This is a genomic window from Neobacillus rhizosphaerae (genome assembly GCF_050477885.1).
Taxonomy (GTDB): Bacteria; Bacillota; Bacilli; order Bacillales; family Cytobacillaceae; genus Neobacillus; species Neobacillus rhizosphaerae_A.
In genome coordinates this window covers 27578-44485 of record NZ_JBCNAC010000061.1, presented here as the reverse complement: position 1 = coordinate 44485, position 16908 = coordinate 27578, and the positions used below count along the sequence as shown (strand labels likewise).

At 37.9% G+C, this 16908-nt stretch carries 14 protein-coding genes; 7 read left to right on the top strand and 7 right to left on the bottom strand.

Annotated features, from left to right (window positions below):
* Positions 1-341: 341 nt before the first annotated feature.
* From gyrA to dnaA, 7 genes are all read right to left on the bottom strand, one after another.
* A complete protein-coding gene (gene gyrA, locus ABES03_RS08150; protein ID WP_430116712.1) occupies positions 342-2864 on the bottom strand; it encodes a DNA gyrase subunit A in 2523 nt (840 codons plus the stop codon).
* Positions 2865-2954: 90 nt separating this feature from the next.
* Complete coding sequence (gyrB, locus tag ABES03_RS08145) at positions 2955-4883, bottom strand: DNA topoisomerase (ATP-hydrolyzing) subunit B (RefSeq protein WP_430116710.1); 1929 nt, start codon at positions 4881-4883, stop codon at positions 2955-2957.
* Between the two features lie 74 nt (positions 4884-4957).
* Positions 4958-5206 carry an extracellular matrix regulator RemB gene (gene remB / locus ABES03_RS08140; protein ID WP_430116709.1) on the bottom strand — a complete coding sequence of 83 codons (249 nt, stop codon included), beginning with the start codon at positions 5204-5206 and terminating at the stop codon, positions 4958-4960.
* A gap of 8 nt (positions 5207-5214) precedes the next feature.
* Entirely contained in the window at positions 5215-6333 is a 1119-nt protein-coding gene (gene recF / locus ABES03_RS08135) for a DNA replication/repair protein RecF (RefSeq protein WP_430116707.1), read from the bottom strand.
* A 17-nt stretch (positions 6334-6350) separates the two neighbouring features.
* Positions 6351-6566 (bottom strand): S4 domain-containing protein YaaA, encoded by a 216-nt coding sequence (yaaA, locus tag ABES03_RS08130; protein ID WP_430116704.1) that lies wholly within the window; start codon positions 6564-6566, stop codon positions 6351-6353.
* Between the two features lie 152 nt (positions 6567-6718).
* A complete protein-coding gene (dnaN, locus tag ABES03_RS08125; RefSeq protein WP_430116702.1) occupies positions 6719-7855 on the bottom strand; it encodes a DNA polymerase III subunit beta in 1137 nt (378 codons plus the stop codon).
* A gap of 210 nt (positions 7856-8065) precedes the next feature.
* Entirely contained in the window at positions 8066-9412 is a 1347-nt protein-coding gene (gene dnaA / locus ABES03_RS08120; RefSeq protein WP_430116700.1) for a chromosomal replication initiator protein DnaA, read from the bottom strand.
* A gap of 697 nt (positions 9413-10109) precedes the next feature.
* Here dnaA and rpmH point away from each other — a divergent pair.
* The 7 genes from rpmH (at position 10110) to rsmG (ending at position 16777) form a co-directional block, all read left to right on the top strand.
* The gene (gene rpmH, locus ABES03_RS08115) at positions 10110-10244 is read left to right on the top strand and encodes a 50S ribosomal protein L34 (protein WP_024031040.1); all 135 of its coding nucleotides are present in this window, start codon (positions 10110-10112) and stop codon (positions 10242-10244) included.
* Positions 10245-10434: 190 nt separating this feature from the next.
* The gene (gene rnpA, locus ABES03_RS08110) at positions 10435-10776 is read left to right on the top strand and encodes a ribonuclease P protein component (RefSeq protein ID WP_430116698.1); all 342 of its coding nucleotides are present in this window, start codon (positions 10435-10437) and stop codon (positions 10774-10776) included.
* A 59-nt stretch (positions 10777-10835) separates the two neighbouring features.
* A complete protein-coding gene (gene spoIIIJ / locus ABES03_RS08105; protein ID WP_430116697.1) occupies positions 10836-11609 on the top strand; it encodes a YidC family membrane integrase SpoIIIJ in 774 nt (257 codons plus the stop codon).
* Positions 11606-12229 (top strand): RNA-binding cell elongation regulator Jag/EloR, encoded by a 624-nt coding sequence (gene jag, locus ABES03_RS08100; RefSeq protein WP_430116696.1) that lies wholly within the window; start codon positions 11606-11608, stop codon positions 12227-12229. Before spoIIIJ ends, jag begins: the two co-directional genes overlap by 4 nt.
* 447 nt (positions 12230-12676) lie before the next feature.
* A complete protein-coding gene (gene mnmE / locus ABES03_RS08095; RefSeq protein WP_430116695.1) occupies positions 12677-14062 on the top strand; it encodes a tRNA uridine-5-carboxymethylaminomethyl(34) synthesis GTPase MnmE in 1386 nt (461 codons plus the stop codon).
* A gap of 52 nt (positions 14063-14114) precedes the next feature.
* The gene (mnmG, locus tag ABES03_RS08090; RefSeq protein ID WP_430116694.1) at positions 14115-16001 is read left to right on the top strand and encodes a tRNA uridine-5-carboxymethylaminomethyl(34) synthesis enzyme MnmG; all 1887 of its coding nucleotides are present in this window, start codon (positions 14115-14117) and stop codon (positions 15999-16001) included.
* Between the two features lie 59 nt (positions 16002-16060).
* The gene (gene rsmG / locus ABES03_RS08085) at positions 16061-16777 is read left to right on the top strand and encodes a 16S rRNA (guanine(527)-N(7))-methyltransferase RsmG (RefSeq protein WP_430116692.1); all 717 of its coding nucleotides are present in this window, start codon (positions 16061-16063) and stop codon (positions 16775-16777) included.
* The last annotated feature ends 131 nt before the right edge of the window (positions 16778-16908 follow it).

Here is a 16908-nt window from a genome sequence, read left to right as displayed (position 1 = left end):
CGCCAGCGTTCGTCCTGAGCCAGGATCAAACTCTCCAAGAAAGTTGATTAGCTCATTTTGTTACGTTGGCTTAGTTTCATAAGAAACTAATAATTTTTGTTTGTTGACGTTTTTGTTTGTTTAGTTTTCAAAGAACAAGGCTACTACATTTGACCGCTCGTAAGCGACTCAATAAATATATCATGTACAATATTTAAAGTCAACGTTTTTTTCTAATTTACTATTCGTAAATTAGAAACTCCATGTCGACTTAAAATACTATACCAGCAGGACTGTCTTGTATCAAGATAAAAATAAAAAAAAAGGCCGACTCAATGATCTTTGAGTCGGCCTTTTTTCTATTATTCTTCACTCTCAGAAGAATTCACATCTTGGTTTTCATCCACCACGTTACTTTCAACGTCATTACTGTTATCTTCTTGAGATTCTTCTTCTTTTTCAACCTTTGCTACTGTTGCAACGAATTCGTTATCGCTCTCTTTCATACTAATAAGTTTGACACCTTGCGTGCTTCGACCCATTTTAGAAATACTAGCTACATCCATTCGAATGAGGACACCGCCGGTTGTGATAAGCATAAGGTCTTCTTCACCTGTCACTGCTCTCATTGAGACAAGTTGACCATTTTTCTCCGTCACCTGGCAGGTTTTTATCCCTTTACCGCCTCTTCCCTGAATACGATATTCCGATGCAGGAGTACGTTTACCATAACCATTCTTGGTTACAATAAGAACATCATTGTTCTCTTCTAAAACTTCCATTCCGACAACTTCATCATCAGAATCTAGAGTAATCCCTTTTACTCCTGTTGCTGTACGTCCCATAGATCTAACATCCGTTTCAGGGAAGTGAATTAACATACCTTTTTTCGTTCCAATGATCATATGCTTGTTGCCATCAGTTAGACGAACAGATATTAGTTCATCCCCTTCACGTAGGCTCAAAGCAATGAGTCCGTTATTACGGATATTAGCAAAGGATGTTAACGGGGAACGTTTAGATACTCCCTCTTTTGTTGTAAAGAAAAGGTACCAATCATCGACAAATTCCTCGATAGGAATAATTGCATTTACCCATTCACCTTTTTCGATTCCAAGCAAATTAATGATTGGAATCCCTTTAGCTGTTCGGCTATATTCAGGAATTTCGTACCCTTTTGATCGATATACCTTCCCTTTGTTGGTAAAGAAAAGGATCGTATCATGCGTTGATGTGGTAATTAAATGTTCAACGAAATCATCTTCATTCGTTCCCATCCCTTGTATACCACGACCACCACGTCTTTGGGCTCGATATGTAGATACAGGGAGACGTTTGATATAACCATTGTGGGTTAATGAAATAACAATATTTTCACGAGGGATTAGATCCTCATCCTCAATATTTTCAATTCCACCGGTTACAATCTCCGTACGGCGCGTATCATTGAAGCGCTCTTTAATTTCGGTTAATTCCTCACGGATAATTTCTAGAATCTTTTCCTCATCAGCTAAAATAGCTTTTAATTCTGCAATTAGCTTCACTAAGTTTTGGTACTCTTCTTCAATCTTTTCTCTTTCTAATCCCGTTAAACGTTGTAGACGCATATCTAGGATTGCTTGTGCCTGCTTATCAGAAAGACTAAAGGTTGTCATTAATCCTTCACGTGCAATATCCGTGGTTTGTGAACTTCGAATTAAATTTATAACAGCGTCAAGATTGTCTAAAGCAATTCTTAAGCCATCTAAAATATGGGCCCGTGCTTCTGCTTTTCGCAATTCAAATTCAATTCTTCTGCGGATGACTACTCTTTGATGATCTAGGTAGTGAACCAAACATTGCTTTAGGCTCAGTACCTTCGGCTGTCCACCTACAAGTGCTAGTGTGTTAATTCCGAAGCTGGTTTGAAGTGCCGTTTGTTTATATAAATTATTTAAAAGGACATTTGCATTCGCATCTTTCCGAACTTCAATAACAATTCGCATTCCTCTACGGTCAGATTCATCTCGCAGATCGGTGATACCTTCAATTTTTTTATCACGAGCTAATTCAGCAATTTTTTCGATTAACTTCGCCTTATTTACCTGATATGGAAGCTCATTTACTATGATAACTTCCTTACCGTTAGACTTTTGTTCAATTTCTACTTTTGCTCGGATTGTTATAGAGCCTCTGCCAGTTTCGTAAGCCTTACGAATACCGCTTCTACCAAGAATCATACCGCCTGTTGGGAAATCAGGACCAGGAATAATCTCCATTAATTCTTGAGTAGTTATTTCAGGGTCATGACTGAGTGCTAACACTCCATCAATTACTTCCCCAAGCTGATGTGGTGGTATATTGGTAGCCATACCTACCGCAATACCAGTCGTTCCATTGACTAATAGGTTTGGAAACCTAGCTGGTAAAACAACCGGTTCTTTTTCCTCACCATCATAGTTATCTTGATAATCAATAGTATCTTTGTTTATATCTCTTAATAATTCCATTGATATCTTAGACATTCTTGATTCTGTGTAACGCATAGCTGCAGCAGCGTCACCATCCACAGAACCGAAGTTACCATGCCCATCAACAAGCATATAACGATAGTTGAAATCCTGTGCCATACGTACCATTGTTTCATAAACAGCAGAATCACCATGTGGGTGATACTTACCGATTACATCCCCAACAATACGAGCAGATTTTTTATATGGTTTGTCCGAATGCATTCCTAAATCATGCATAGCATAAAGAATACGGCGATGAACTGGTTTTAACCCATCACGGACATCCGGAAGGGCACGAGAAACAATAACACTCATCGCATAGTCAAGAAAGGAAGATTTCATCTCCTGACTTATATTAATCTCTTTTATTTGAGAACTTGGTGTTTCAGCCATAATTTGTACCTCCTATTGGATCACACTAAGGTCTAGGTAAAAGAAAAAGGAGGATAGTGGTCATCCCTCTACCCCTTAATCTATTTCTAGTTAAATATCTAGATTCTTTACATATTGTGCATTTGCTTCAATGAAGTTACGGCGAGGTTCTACCTTATCGCCCATTAACATTTCAAATGTCTCGTCTGCTTCTATCGCATCTTCAAGGCTTACTTGAAGCATAGTTCTAGTAGATGGATCCATCGTTGTTTCCCATAATTGGTCTGGATTCATCTCTCCCAAACCTTTATAACGTTGAATATTTGGCTTCGGTGTTGCTGGTAACTCCGCAAAAATCTTATCAAGTTCTTTATCATTATAGGCGTACTCTATGCGCTTACCTTGCTGCACCTTATAAAGAGGTGGTTGTGCAATGTAAATATAACCTGCTTCTAAGATTTTTCTCATATAACGATAAAAGAAGGTTAAGATAAGTGTCCGAATATGTGCACCATCTACGTCGGCATCTGTCATAATTACGACTTTATGATAACGGGCCTTTGAAATATCGAAATCTTCGCCAATTCCAGTTCCAATGGCTGTAATCATTGCTCTTACTTCGTTGTTAGAAAGAATCTTGTCGAGACGTGCTTTTTCGACATTAAGAATTTTACCTCTTAGGGGTAGAATTGCTTGGAAGTGCCGGTCCCGTCCTTGCTTCGCTGAACCTCCCGCAGAATCACCCTCAACGATGTATATTTCACTCTCAGAAGGATCTTTTGAAGAACAATCAGCTAGCTTACCTGGTAAACTTGAAACTTCTAACGCACTTTTCCGACGCGTTAACTCCCTGGCTTTCTTAGCTGCAAGTCTTGCTCGTGCCGCCATCAATCCTTTTTCAACGATTTTTTTCGCTACCGTTGGATTTTCTAAGAGGAATTTTTCAAAATGGCCGGCAAAGACCGTATCTGTGATAGCTCTAACCTCTGAATTACCGAGTTTCGTCTTTGTTTGTCCCTCAAATTGTGGATCAGGATGTTTGATGGAAACAATTGCTGTTAACCCTTCACGGACATCTTCCCCTGATAGGTTCGTATCATTCTCTTTGATTAGGCCGTTTTTCCTTGCATAATCATTGATGACTCTTGTTAAGGCTGTTTTAAATCCAGATTCATGTGTTCCACCTTCATAGGTGTGAATATTATTGGCAAAAGAATAAATGCTATCAGTGTAGCCCTCATTATACTGAAGGGCAACTTCCACACTAATACCATCGCGTTCCCCGCCAATATATATCGGTTCTTCATGAATGACTTCTTTTGAACGGTTTAAATGTTCAACATACGATTTAATTCCGCCTTCGTAGTAGTATTCATTCTGTTTATTTTCAACACGCTTATCTTCAATGGTGATTTTAATTCCTTTGTTTAAAAAGGCTAATTCACGAAGACGAGTAGCGAGAATGTCATACTCATATACTAATGTCTCAGTGAAAATGTCCCCATCAGGTTTAAAGTGTGTAGTAGTACCCGTTCGATCAGTTGTACCAATAACCTCTAATTCTTGAACAACTGCGCCTCGCTCAAATTTAATCGAGTGAATTTTCCCATCACGGTGGACATATACCTCAAGTTCAGTAGAGAGGGCGTTAACAACTGAAGCACCAACACCATGAAGTCCCCCAGAAACCTTATAACCCCCACCGCCAAATTTACCGCCGGCATGGAGCACTGTCATAATAACTTCAACTGCGGGTCTGCCCATCTTTTCTTGAATACCAACCGGAATTCCACGGCCATTATCCTTGACAGTAATACTGTTATCTTTTTCAATTAAGACATTAATCTCATCACAGTAACCAGCGAGTGCCTCATCAATACTGTTATCAACAATTTCCCATACTAGATGATGAAGACCCTTTCCACTAGTTGATCCAATATACATACCAGGTCTTTTTCTAACCGCTTCAAGGCCTTCAAGGACTTGGATTTGATCCGCACCGTATGTTTGTTCTTGAACCGCATTTTGTTCGATAGTCATACTAGTTCACCTGCACCTTCTGACAAAAATATATCTATATTTTCGTTGTTTAAAACAATAAAAGAATGTTTATATTAAAATTCATGTATATTCATTTGGTTTGAACGTTTCTTTAAAGTTCCAGAGGCAATCGGGGATAGGTATACTTTTTCATGGGTAATAATGACTGATTTATAAGGGTTTTTAGATAAATTGAGTACCTTTTCCTGATGGTGCTTTAGAAATTCCTCTACAAGTGACGATTGATTGGCACTCTCTTTATCTAAAATAGAAATAATATCCTTAGCCCTAATATTAAGATCTTCCCCGATATGAATATACATGGTTCACCTCAGTTTACTTTCCTTATCATACCAGCCTCAACAACAAAGGTTGAAGCTTCCTTTAATGTTTGGTGGTCAATCCCTTCGACACTTGTTGTTGTCACAAATGTTTGAACCTTCCCTTGGATGGTATTAAGTAAATGGGATTGCCTGTAATCATCTAATTCGGATAACACATCGTCAAGCAGTAAAATAGGGTACTCACCAATTTCAGAATAGATTAGCTCAATTTCTGCAAGCTTTACCGAAAGGGCCGTTGTTCGCTGTTGTCCCTGTGAACCAAAGGTTTGAACATCTCTTCCGTTCACAAAAAACAATAAATCATCACGATGAGGCCCAAAAAGGGTAGTGCCTCGTTCAATTTCTCTCGTTTTGACCTTCGCAAATTTTTCTTCAAAGCATGCTACCATCTTCGACAAATCTTGTTCTTCTAATACCTCTACCGAAGGCTTATAGGTAATTTCCAGGTTCTCTAACCCCCTTGAAATCCCTTGATGGATTGGTTTTGCCCATTTTTCAAGTAAACGGAGAAATTCAAACCGCTTTGTGACAATTTTCACTGCCATTTGGATGAATTGTTCCGTTAAAATTTCAAGCATGGTTTGATCCGTTTGTTTCTTAATTTGCATCATTTTCAAATAATGATTGCGTTGTTGGAGTATTTTTTGATATTGGCTCATATCATGTAAATAAATTGGCGAAACCTGCCCAATCTCCATATCAATAAACCGTCTTCGCACCTGTGGACTGCCTTTAACAATATTAAGGTCTTCTGGTGCAAACATAACCACATTCAAATTGCCCACATATTGACTTAACCTTTGCTGTTCAATATGGTTGCACTTTGCCTTTTTTCCCTTTTTGGAAATAATCAGCTGCATAGGCAAAGAACTGTGTTGTTTTTGAACCCGTCCTTCTATTTTAGCATATTCTTGGTCCCAGAGAATCAGTTCTTTGTCATTAGATGTCCGGTGTGATTTTGCCATAGCGAGGACATAGATGGATTCCATCACGTTTGTTTTCCCTTGGGCATTCTCACCTAAGATTACATTTACTTTATTTTCAAATTCTACAAATAACTCTTCATAGTTTCGATAATTAGTTAAAGCTAATTTTTCAATATACATGGCAACGCATCCTTTAGCTAGTCGGTAACCACAAACTCCCCAAACCCAGCAATTTGGACTTTGTCACCTACTCGAAGCTTTCTACCTCTTCTTTGATCTTGTTCACCATTTATAATTATTTCATGTTCGCTCAAAAACCATTTTGCCATTCCACCCGTCTGAATTACATCAGCTAATTTCAAAAATTGGCCTAATGTAATAAATTCTGTGTCCAGCTTTACTTTTTCAGGCATGTTGTCACCCTCATTTCTAAAATGGTCTCAATACTTTATTTTACTAAAAAAATCATCAGGATACAAAGAAAACCAAAAAAAGAAATCATTTTACTTTTTATAAGTAAAGAAAGCCGCCATTTAATTGGCGGCAATCTGTAGTTTTTTATTGTTTAGTATGTTCTTACAGGTAGGATCAACTGCAAGATACTTTCGTCATGTAGTGGACGAATTAAGAAGGGACGCATTGCTCCTGTGAAACTTACTTTGATATCAGTTCCTTCAAGTGCTTTTAATGCATCCATCATATATTTTGCGCTAAAGGAGATTTTTAGATCTTCTCCCTCAATTGATGAACTTTGAATTTCTTCTACAACTTTTCCTATTTCAGGAGTATTGGAAGAAATCTCAATGATTCCATCCTCAATGGTAGAGAACTTAACGACATTATTCCTTCCTTCTCGCGCTAATAGGGAAGCACGGTCAATCGCTTGAAGGAATTCCTTTGTATTCACTGTTACGTCAGTCTTACTCTCATTTGGAATTAATCTAGACGTATCAGGATAATTTCCTTCTAACAATCTTGAGAAAAATAGTAAGTGCTTTGCTTTAAATAATATTTGATTTTCTGTAATAACAATATCAATTAGTTCATTGGAATCATCAATAATTTTACTTAATTCATTTAAGCTTTTACCTGGAATAACAACATTATAGCTTTCGTTATTCTCAGTTTCGATTTTTGCTTTTCTTAATGCCAGACGATGACTATCTGTTGCAATACAGATTAGTTCCTCATTTTCGATCTTCCAGTTTACACCTGTCAAGATGGGGCGTGTTTCTGAGGTGGACACTGCAAAATGAGTTTGTCTAATCATTGCTTTTAGAAGGTCGGTAGCAATATGAAACTTATTATTTTCCTCAATTTGTGGAAGATGAGGGTATTCCTCTGCATCTAAACCGTTTAAGTTAAACTCAGATTTACCAGATCGAATAACGGTTTGAAGAGACCCCAGAACTTCAATTTCCACTGAGTCTGTAGGCAGCTTTTTAACAATTTCACTAAAAAATTTGGCTTGTAAGACAATCGATCCTGATTGTTTGATTTCAACAATCTCATCCCCAGCATCCTCTTTTGGAATAAATGATTCAATGGAAATATCAGAATCACTTCCTGTTAACGTTACTCCTTCAGCAGTCGCAGTAATCTTTATCCCGGTTAAGATTGGAATGGTTGTCCTTGATGTGACAGCCTTCATAACATCTTGAACACTTTGAACAAGGCGGTCTCGTTGGATTATAAATTTCATATCAAAATCCTCCGTTTAGGCATATTTTTTTTAGCTGTAACATATAATATTATTTTTTAAAAAAATAGTAGAAGTACTAGTAGGGCCTGTTAGTATGTGGATAACTGGTATTTTTCAACGGAAACACAGCCTATCCACATGTGGACAGACTGTGTACAACAGGTAAGAAGTTATTCACATTATTAAATAGAAAATGCAAAAAAAAAATAATTACACTTTCAATAAATCATTTAATTCCTTCATTTGCTTTTGAAGTTGTGCATCTGTCTGAAGGAGCTTCGAGATTTTTTCATGTGCATGAATAACAGTTGTGTGATCACGTCCACCAAACTCTTCTCCTATTTTAGGCAACGAGTAGTCTGTTAATTCGCGTGATAAATACATGGCAATCTGCCTAGGAAATGCAACAGACTTGGTCCGTTTCTTCGCTTTAAAGTCCTCTAGTTTAATACTATAGTGCTCACCGACGACCCGTTGAATTTCAAGAATCGTAATCACTTTAGGTTTAGAGCTTGGAATGATATCCTTTAACGCCTCTGCAGCTAAATCTGCATTTATATCCTTGTTAATTAAGGATGAATAGGCAACTACTCGAATCAATGCTCCCTCTAATTCACGAATGTTTGAATCAATTTGGTTGGCAATATAGAGCATGACCTCGTTGGGAATATCTAATCCTTCCGCCTTTGCTTTTTTACGAAGTATCGCAATCCTTGTTTCTAGATCAGGCGGAGTAATATCTGTAATTAAACCCCATTCAAAACGGGACCGTAAACGATCCTCTAATGTCGGAATCTCTCTTGGCGGCCGGTCACTAGAGATAATAATTTGCTTACTTTCCTCATGCAAAGCATTAAATGTATGGAAAAACTCTTCTTGGGTTGATTCTTTTCCGGCTAAAAACTGAATATCATCTATAAGTAAAATATCTACATTTCGATATTTATTGCGAAAGTTCTCTGCTTTATTGTCACGAATCGAGTTGATGAATTCATTTGTAAATTTTTCTGATGATAAATAAACGACCTTCGCCGAAGGGTTATGATCTAAAACATAATGGCCAATTGCGTGCATTAAATGAGTCTTTCCTAATCCTACGCCCCCATAAATAAATAGAGGATTATAGGCTTTTGCTGGCGCTTCAGCAACCGCAAGTGATGCTGCATGGGCAAAACGGTTACCAGAACCGATAACGAATGTATCAAATGTATATTTTTGATTTAGAATACCTTGAGGAAAATCACCGTGATCATCCTCTTTTTTCACCTTTTTTGGCGGTAATTGTACATCGGTGTCTGCTTCATTCTGGTTTTGCGGAATTATAAACTTTACTGATAGCTCTTCTCCGGTAATTTCATAGAGAATACCAGAGATTAACTGAGAATAACGCTCTTCCAGCCAATCACGCGCAAATTCATTGGGGGCTGTTATGATAAGCAAATAGCCTTGAAGGGAATGGGCTTTTGTTGACTTAAGCCAGGTATCAAAGCTAGGCTTGCTTATCTTTTTCTCAATATTGGCTAGGGCAGCATTCCAAAGATCCGCAATATTTTCCAACTAGTATCCCTCCTTAATCTCTTTTTTTCTTTATTGTCCATCTCCAGCGGCTCACCTTTAGTAAACGGCCGCTTATACTTGTGTAATCTACTTGACTAAAGTTCCGTTAAAAAATACAGGTTATACAAGCTGTACAACCTATTAATTTATAAATATACGAAACACTGGTTGTGGAAAACATATAATAAGGAATAAATGTGGAGTTTCGACAATATCCACCCCTTGTGGACAAGTTTTTACATAGTGCTTGGATAAACTATCCACATGTTATCCACAAATTGTGGATAATGTATTTTGGGGATAAAGTTATTCAGAGTGAAAACACAAATATAATATCAAATAATTGCCTATGGCGCAATGCCTTTTCGCAGTTTATCCACAACCGGTACATCGTGTGCATAAAAATTGTCCACAAGTAGATAATTTGTGCAAAACCTGTCAATATGTTGTGTGGATAATGAAAAAAATGTCGAAATAATATCCACAACTAAATTTGAGGGTTAGAACAATTCATTTTGTCTAGTGTGCGTTACTTGTCTTACTTTTAGTTTCTGGAAAATAGATAATTCATATTCGAAAAAAATTGGAAATGGGAAACAATAGTTGGAGAGTAGTTGACAATTTTGTGTAGACCTCTTTATAATAAGTTAGACTGTCGTTTAAAATTGTCAGCTATTCCTCAGGGAGGTGTCATATAATGAAAAGAACATATCAACCAAATAGTCGTAAACATAGTAAAGTTCACGGTTTCCGTAGTCGTATGAGCTCAGCTAATGGACGTAAGGTTCTAGCTCGCCGTCGTCAAAAAGGAAGAAAAGTATTATCAGCATAGACCACTGAAGAGTCAGTGGTCTTTTTTCTAATTAAGGGGGAAGAGATCTTCCTCCTTAATAGAAAATTCGCCGATTACAAAAAAAGTCCTTTTCGGCTTAGAAAATAGAGCATATTTGAATACTACGAATGGTTATAGTAGAAATTGAACTATCTTACCTGAGCCAATCAGAGACTGAAGGTGTTTATTGATGAAAAAAGAGTTTCGAGTGAAGAAAAATAAAGAGTTTCAAGCTGCATTTCAAAAAGGACATTCATTTGCCAATAGGCAATTTGTTGTCTACTCTCTACAAAAAGCAGATCAGGACTACTTCCGCATCGGGTTATCTGTCAGTAAAAAAATTGGAAATGCTGTTACTAGAAATAGAATTAAACGGTATGTAAGACAATCCATCTTTGAACTGAATGAGCAGCTCGCAACTGGAAATGATTATGTCATAATTGCGAGAAAGCCTACTGCTGATATGGACTTTTTTGAAGTGAAAAAAAGCTTAACCCATGTCCTTAAGGTGGGAAAAGTACTTAAAAAATGATAAAATACCCATAAAATATACATAAAAAAATTTATATATATGCAAGGAGGAAAATTTGGTTGAAAAAACGAATATTACTTTTGTTCGGTATGCTTTCTGTCTTTGTATTTTTAACCGGATGTAGTGAAATCAAAAAGCCGATTACTTCTGAAAGTACTGGTTTTTGGAATGAATACATTGTTTATCCACTATCCTGGTTAATTAAAGAAGGAGCTCATTTACTAGGAGGCAGCTATGGTCTTTCGCTAATTGTCGTAACCATTGTTATTCGACTAGCTATTCTACCATTAATGATCAAGCAGACGAAAAGCTCAAAAGCGATGCAGGCTCTCCAGCCAGAAATGAAGGCCCTTCGTGAGAAATATAGTTCGAAAGATCAAAAGACACAGCAAAAATTACAGCAAGAAACAATGGCGCTATTTTCAAAACACGGTGTCAATCCAATGGCGGGTTGTTTTCCATTAATTGTTCAAATGCCAATTTTAATTGGTTTTTATCATGCTATTTCAAGAACAAGAGAAATTGCTTCAGATAATTTCTTATGGTTTGATCTTGGAGAAAAGGATCCTTATTATATTTTGCCGATCATTGCAGGTATTACCACCTTTATTCAGCAAAAATTGATGATGGCTGGCCAAGAACACAATCCACAAATGGCGATGATGCTTTGGATGATGCCAATCATGATTGTTTTCTTTGCATTTAGTTTCCCAGCAGCACTTTCATTGTATTGGGTTGTTGGTAACATTTTTATGATTGTTCAAACCTATTTTATTAAAGGACCGGATTTAAGGGCAAACGCCACCGGTAATGTGGGAGGAGCAAAAAAGTGAAACAGGTAACTGCTACAGGACAAACTGTCGAAGAAGCAGTAGAATCAGCTTTAGCTCAATTAAATACCACCAAAGACCGCACAGATGTTGACATTATTGACCAAGGTAAAAAAGGGATTTTCGGTATTTTTGGTTCACGTCCAGCAATAGTGAAAGTAACGGTAATCATTGATCCAATCGAAGAAGCAACGAAATTTCTGTCTCAAGTGAGTGAACAAATGGGGGCACCTGCTAAAATAGAAATCAAACGTGAGGGAAAACAGGTTACTTTTGTGATGACTGGAGAAAAGATTGCATTATTAATTGGAAAAAGAGGTCAAACTTTAAATTCATTGCAATATTTGACTCAGCTTGTGATTAATCGCTTTTCCAACCAATACTTAAATGTAATCCTCGATGCTGAAGATTACCGAAATAGAAGAAGTGAAACACTGATTCAATTATCCCATCGTCTAGCACAAAAGGCAGTGAAAACAGGAAAAGAAGTTTCCTTAGAACCCATGCCTTCCTATGAGCGTAAAGTCATTCATACCGCTTTGTCGGAAAACAAACGTGTAAAAACCTCTTCTGATGGATCTGAGCCACATCGTTTTGTGGTGATTACGCCGGTTAGAAGGTAATTGTCGTTTGGTAAAGACATCCTATTATTAGGGTGTCTTTTTTTGTGCGACTTTTTAATTGTCCAGCTCCAGCGCCTAGCCAGTTTTCACCCTGAATAATCTCCCTTGAATAACTTGTAACAATCATGGCTTGATAAAGCGATGATTGTTACAGCTCGGGTCAAATAACCTTCTGCAAGAAAAGTCAAAGAGCGACTTTTCTTGCAGAAGAACATTTGCCTGTTGGGGCTGATCAAGGCGCTTGCAATTTTCTTAGTGTTGATAACTAACTTTGAGTTTTCGTTTTATTGTTATTCACATGTGGATAAGTTAAAATAATAAATAGACATTTTACGGTTGTGGATAATTTGATTGCTTTGTTAACGAGGATTCATGTGGTATTCTAATAATTTGAGAAAAAATTTCCGATTGTTATATAGATAAATTTTTTTATGTGAGGTGAAGATCATGGAGTTTGATACGATTGCGGCAATATCAACGCCAATGGGAGAGGGTGCCATTGCGATTGTCCGACTGAGCGGTGATGATGCCATTCAAATAGCAGATAAGCTGTTTAGCGGTATTGGTGGGAAAAGACTTGTTGAGATGCCATCCCATACTATTCACTATGGACATCTGCTTGACCCTAAAGACGGCCAAGTTGTAGAAGAGGTAATGGTCTCAGTGATGAAGGGACCGAAAACTTTTACTAAAGAGAATGTTGTTGAAATTAACTGTCATGGCGGAATTGTATCCGTCAATCGAGTACTGCAGCATGTGTTGAATCATGGGGCTAGATTAGCTGAACCAGGTGAATTTACAAAGAGAGCCTTTTTAAATGGACGGATTGATTTATCACAGGCAGAAGCCGTAATGGATTTAATTAGGGCGAAAACGGACCGGGCCATGAATGTAGCTCTTGGTCAAATGGAAGGGCGCCTTTCAAACCTTATTCGGAGACTACGGCAGGAAATTTTAGAAATTCTTGCTCATGTCGAAGTGAATATTGATTATCCTGAATATGATGATGTGGAGGAAATGACCCACCAAATGCTGTTAGAAAAGGCGGCCTTTGTGCGGGAGGAAATAAAAAAAATTCTACAAACATCACAGCAAGGGAAAATTTTACGAGAAGGTTTATCTACAGTTATTGTAGGACGACCTAACGTTGGGAAGTCCTCCTTACTTAATAGCCTAGTACACGAAAATAAAGCCATTGTTACAGATATTCCCGGAACCACTCGTGATGTGATTGAGGAATATGTGAATGTTCGAGGCGTACCGTTAAGACTGCTAGATACAGCAGGAATTAGGGAAACAGAGGATATCGTTGAACGAATTGGTGTGGAGCGGTCCCGTCAGGTTTTAAAAGAAGCTGATTTGATTTTGCTTGTCTTGAATTACTCTGACAAACTGAGCGTAGAGGATGAAAACCTTTTTGAGGTTGTAAAGGGAATGGATGTCATTGTTATTATTAATAAAACAGACCTTCCACAACAAATCGATATGGAAAGAGTAGCTCAGCTAGCGGAAGGTCATAAAATGGTGACGACCTCCTTACTTGAAGACCATGGTGTCGATGAATTGGAGGAAGCAATAGCTTCATTGTTCTTTGCAGGTTCCATTGAAGCAGGTGACATGACGTATGTTTCAAACAGCCGTCACATTGCACTATTAAACCAAAGTCTACATGCGATTGAAGAAGCAATTGAAGGAGTAGAAACAGGTACTCCGATTGATATCGTTCAAATTGATTTAACAAGATCATGGGAATTACTTGGAGAAATTACTGGTGAAAGTGTACATGAAAGTCTCATTGATCAATTATTTTCACAGTTCTGTTTAGGAAAATAGATACAGTTAGGTTCAAAGCAAGTTCCGTTTTTTACGGAAAAGGAGGAACAAGATGCAGTACGAAGCAGGAAAGTATGACGTCATTGTCGTAGGTGCGGGACATGCTGGCTGTGAAGCCGGACTTGCCTCTGCAAGACTTGGCGCAAAAACATTAATGATTACAATTAATTTAGATATGGTTGCCTTTATGCCATGTAATCCTTCTGTTGGAGGTCCGGCAAAGGGGATTGTTGTGCGTGAAATTGACGCCTTAGGCGGTGAAATGGCCAAGAATATTGATAAAACCTATATCCAAATGAGGATGTTAAACACGGGAAAAGGGCCAGCTGTTCGTGCACTAAGAGCGCAAGCTGATAAATTTGATTACCAGCATGAAATGAAAAAAACACTCGAAGAAGAACCGAACTTAACGTTACTACAAGGTATGGTTGAAAAATTAATTGTGGAAGATGGAATGGTTAAAGGGGTCATCACAAAAACAGGGGCCACTTATTCTGCGAAAACAGTTGTTATCACAACTGGAACTTATCTGCGCGGGGAAATTATTCTTGGTGAATTAAAGTATTCGAGCGGTCCGAATAATCAACAGCCATCCATTAAGCTTTCAGAGCATTTAGAAGAGCTTGGTTTTGAGCTTGTCCGTTTTAAGACAGGTACACCACCTCGTGTAGATGGTAATACGATTGATTACAGCAAAACAGAAATACAGCCAGGTGATGAAGTACCAAGAGCGTTTTCGTACGAGACGACAAAATTCATTACTGATCAGCTGCCATGCTGGTTGACCTATACAAATGACAGAACTCATCAATTAATTGATGATAACCTACACCGTTCACCCATGTTCTCTGGAATGATTAAAGGCACGGGTCCAAGATACTGTCCTTCCATTGAAGATAAGGTTGTTCGATTTAATGACAAGCCTCGTCATCAGATCTTCCTTGAACCAGAAGGAAGAAATACGAAGGAAGTCTATGTCCAAGGTTTATCGACCTCCCTTCCTGAAGATGTACAACATAGAATTCTTAAAACTATTCCAGGATTAGAAGAGTCTCAAATGATGAGGGCGGGTTATGCCATAGAGTATGATGCCATTGTTCCTACACAATTATGGCCGACATTAGAAACAAAAGTTGTTAAAAATTTATATACGGCTGGACAAATCAATGGAACATCCGGTTATGAAGAAGCGGCTGGCCAAGGGTTAATGGCCGGTATTAATGCGGGTCTTAAAGCATTAGAGCGAGAAGAATTGGTTTTGAGCCGATCAGATGCGTATATTGGTGTGTTAATTGACGATTTGATTACAAAGGGAACCAACGAGCCATATCGTTTATTAACTTCTAGAGCAGAATACCGCTTATTATTACGTCATGATAATGCGGATCTAAGATTGACTGAATTTGGTCATAAAATCGGTCTCATTCGTGATGAGCGCTTTGAAGCATTTTTAACGAAGAAAGCAGCAATCGAAGCGGAAAAGGAACGATTACAGTCCATCATTCTTAAACCATCTACAGAAGTACAGGCAGTCATTCGAAGTGTAGGTGGCAGTGAACTTAAAGATGGAATTCATGCTGCGGATCTGCTAAAAAGACCAGAAATGACGTATGAGTTAGTCGAACAGCTGACGAAGAGTGAGATTGAATTAGATAATGAAATCAAAGAGCAAGTAGAGATTCAAATTAAGTATGAAGGCTATATTGAAAAATCACTACAGCAGGTAGAACGCTTAAAGAAAATGGAAAACAAGAAAATTCCTGAAAATATTGATTATGATGCAATTAATAGTTTAGCAACAGAAGCCAAGCAAAAGCTTAAGCAAATCAAACCGTTATCGATTGCTCAGGCATCCCGTATTTCTGGTGTTAATCCAGCTGATATTTCGATCCTCCTTGTTTATTTGGAGCAAGGCCGGATTGCAAAAGTACATGAATAATTTAGAAAGGCTCCCAGCATATGATGCTGGAGCTGAACAGTTAGTGAGGAAGATGGTCTATGGATATTGAACAATTTAAGGCAAGCCTGGAGGAAAAGGGAATTACCCTTACAGATAAGCAGCTTGACCAGTTTCAGATCTATTTTGAAACCCTTGTCGAGTGGAATGAAAAAATGAATTTAACGGCAATAACGGAAAAACATGAAGTGTATCTCAAACACTTTTATGATTCCATTGCTGCATCCTTTTATTTTGATTTTACCAAGCCCTTTCATCTATGTGATGTTGGAGCAGGTGCAGGATTTCCAAGTATCCCGTTAAAAATTGTGTATCCTCATATTGAGGTGACCATCGTTGATTCCTTAAATAAACGAATTTCATTTTTAAATCATCTTGCTACCGTTCTAAAATTAGATAACGTTCACTTTGTTCATGATCGTGCGGAAACCTTCGGGGTAAATCCAAGTTATCGGGAAGCCTTTGATGTGGTTACAGCTAGAGCGGTTGCCAGAATGTCTGTTTTAAGTGAACTTTGCCTGCCGCTTGCAAAAGTCGGAGGAACATTTATTGCTATGAAGGCAGCCCATGCCCAGGATGAATTAGGAGTTGGCCAAAAGGCCATCACTATTCTTGGTGGAAAGGTGGAAAAGGTGTTTACCTTTACGCTTCCACTCGAAGAGAGTGAACGAAATATTTTAGTCATTAAAAAGGAAAAACAAACGCCAAAGAAATATCCTCGAAAGCCAGGAACACCAGGAAAATCGCCAATAGAATAGGTTGATTGAATGTTGAATGGAGCGAAATGCGCGAGGTAAAGTTATTTTGTTAAGCTAACAATTTTTCTATAAAAATGGTATCCTAGGCAGGAAGAAATTATTTGTATAGAGAATAAGTAATAGGGAGTTTC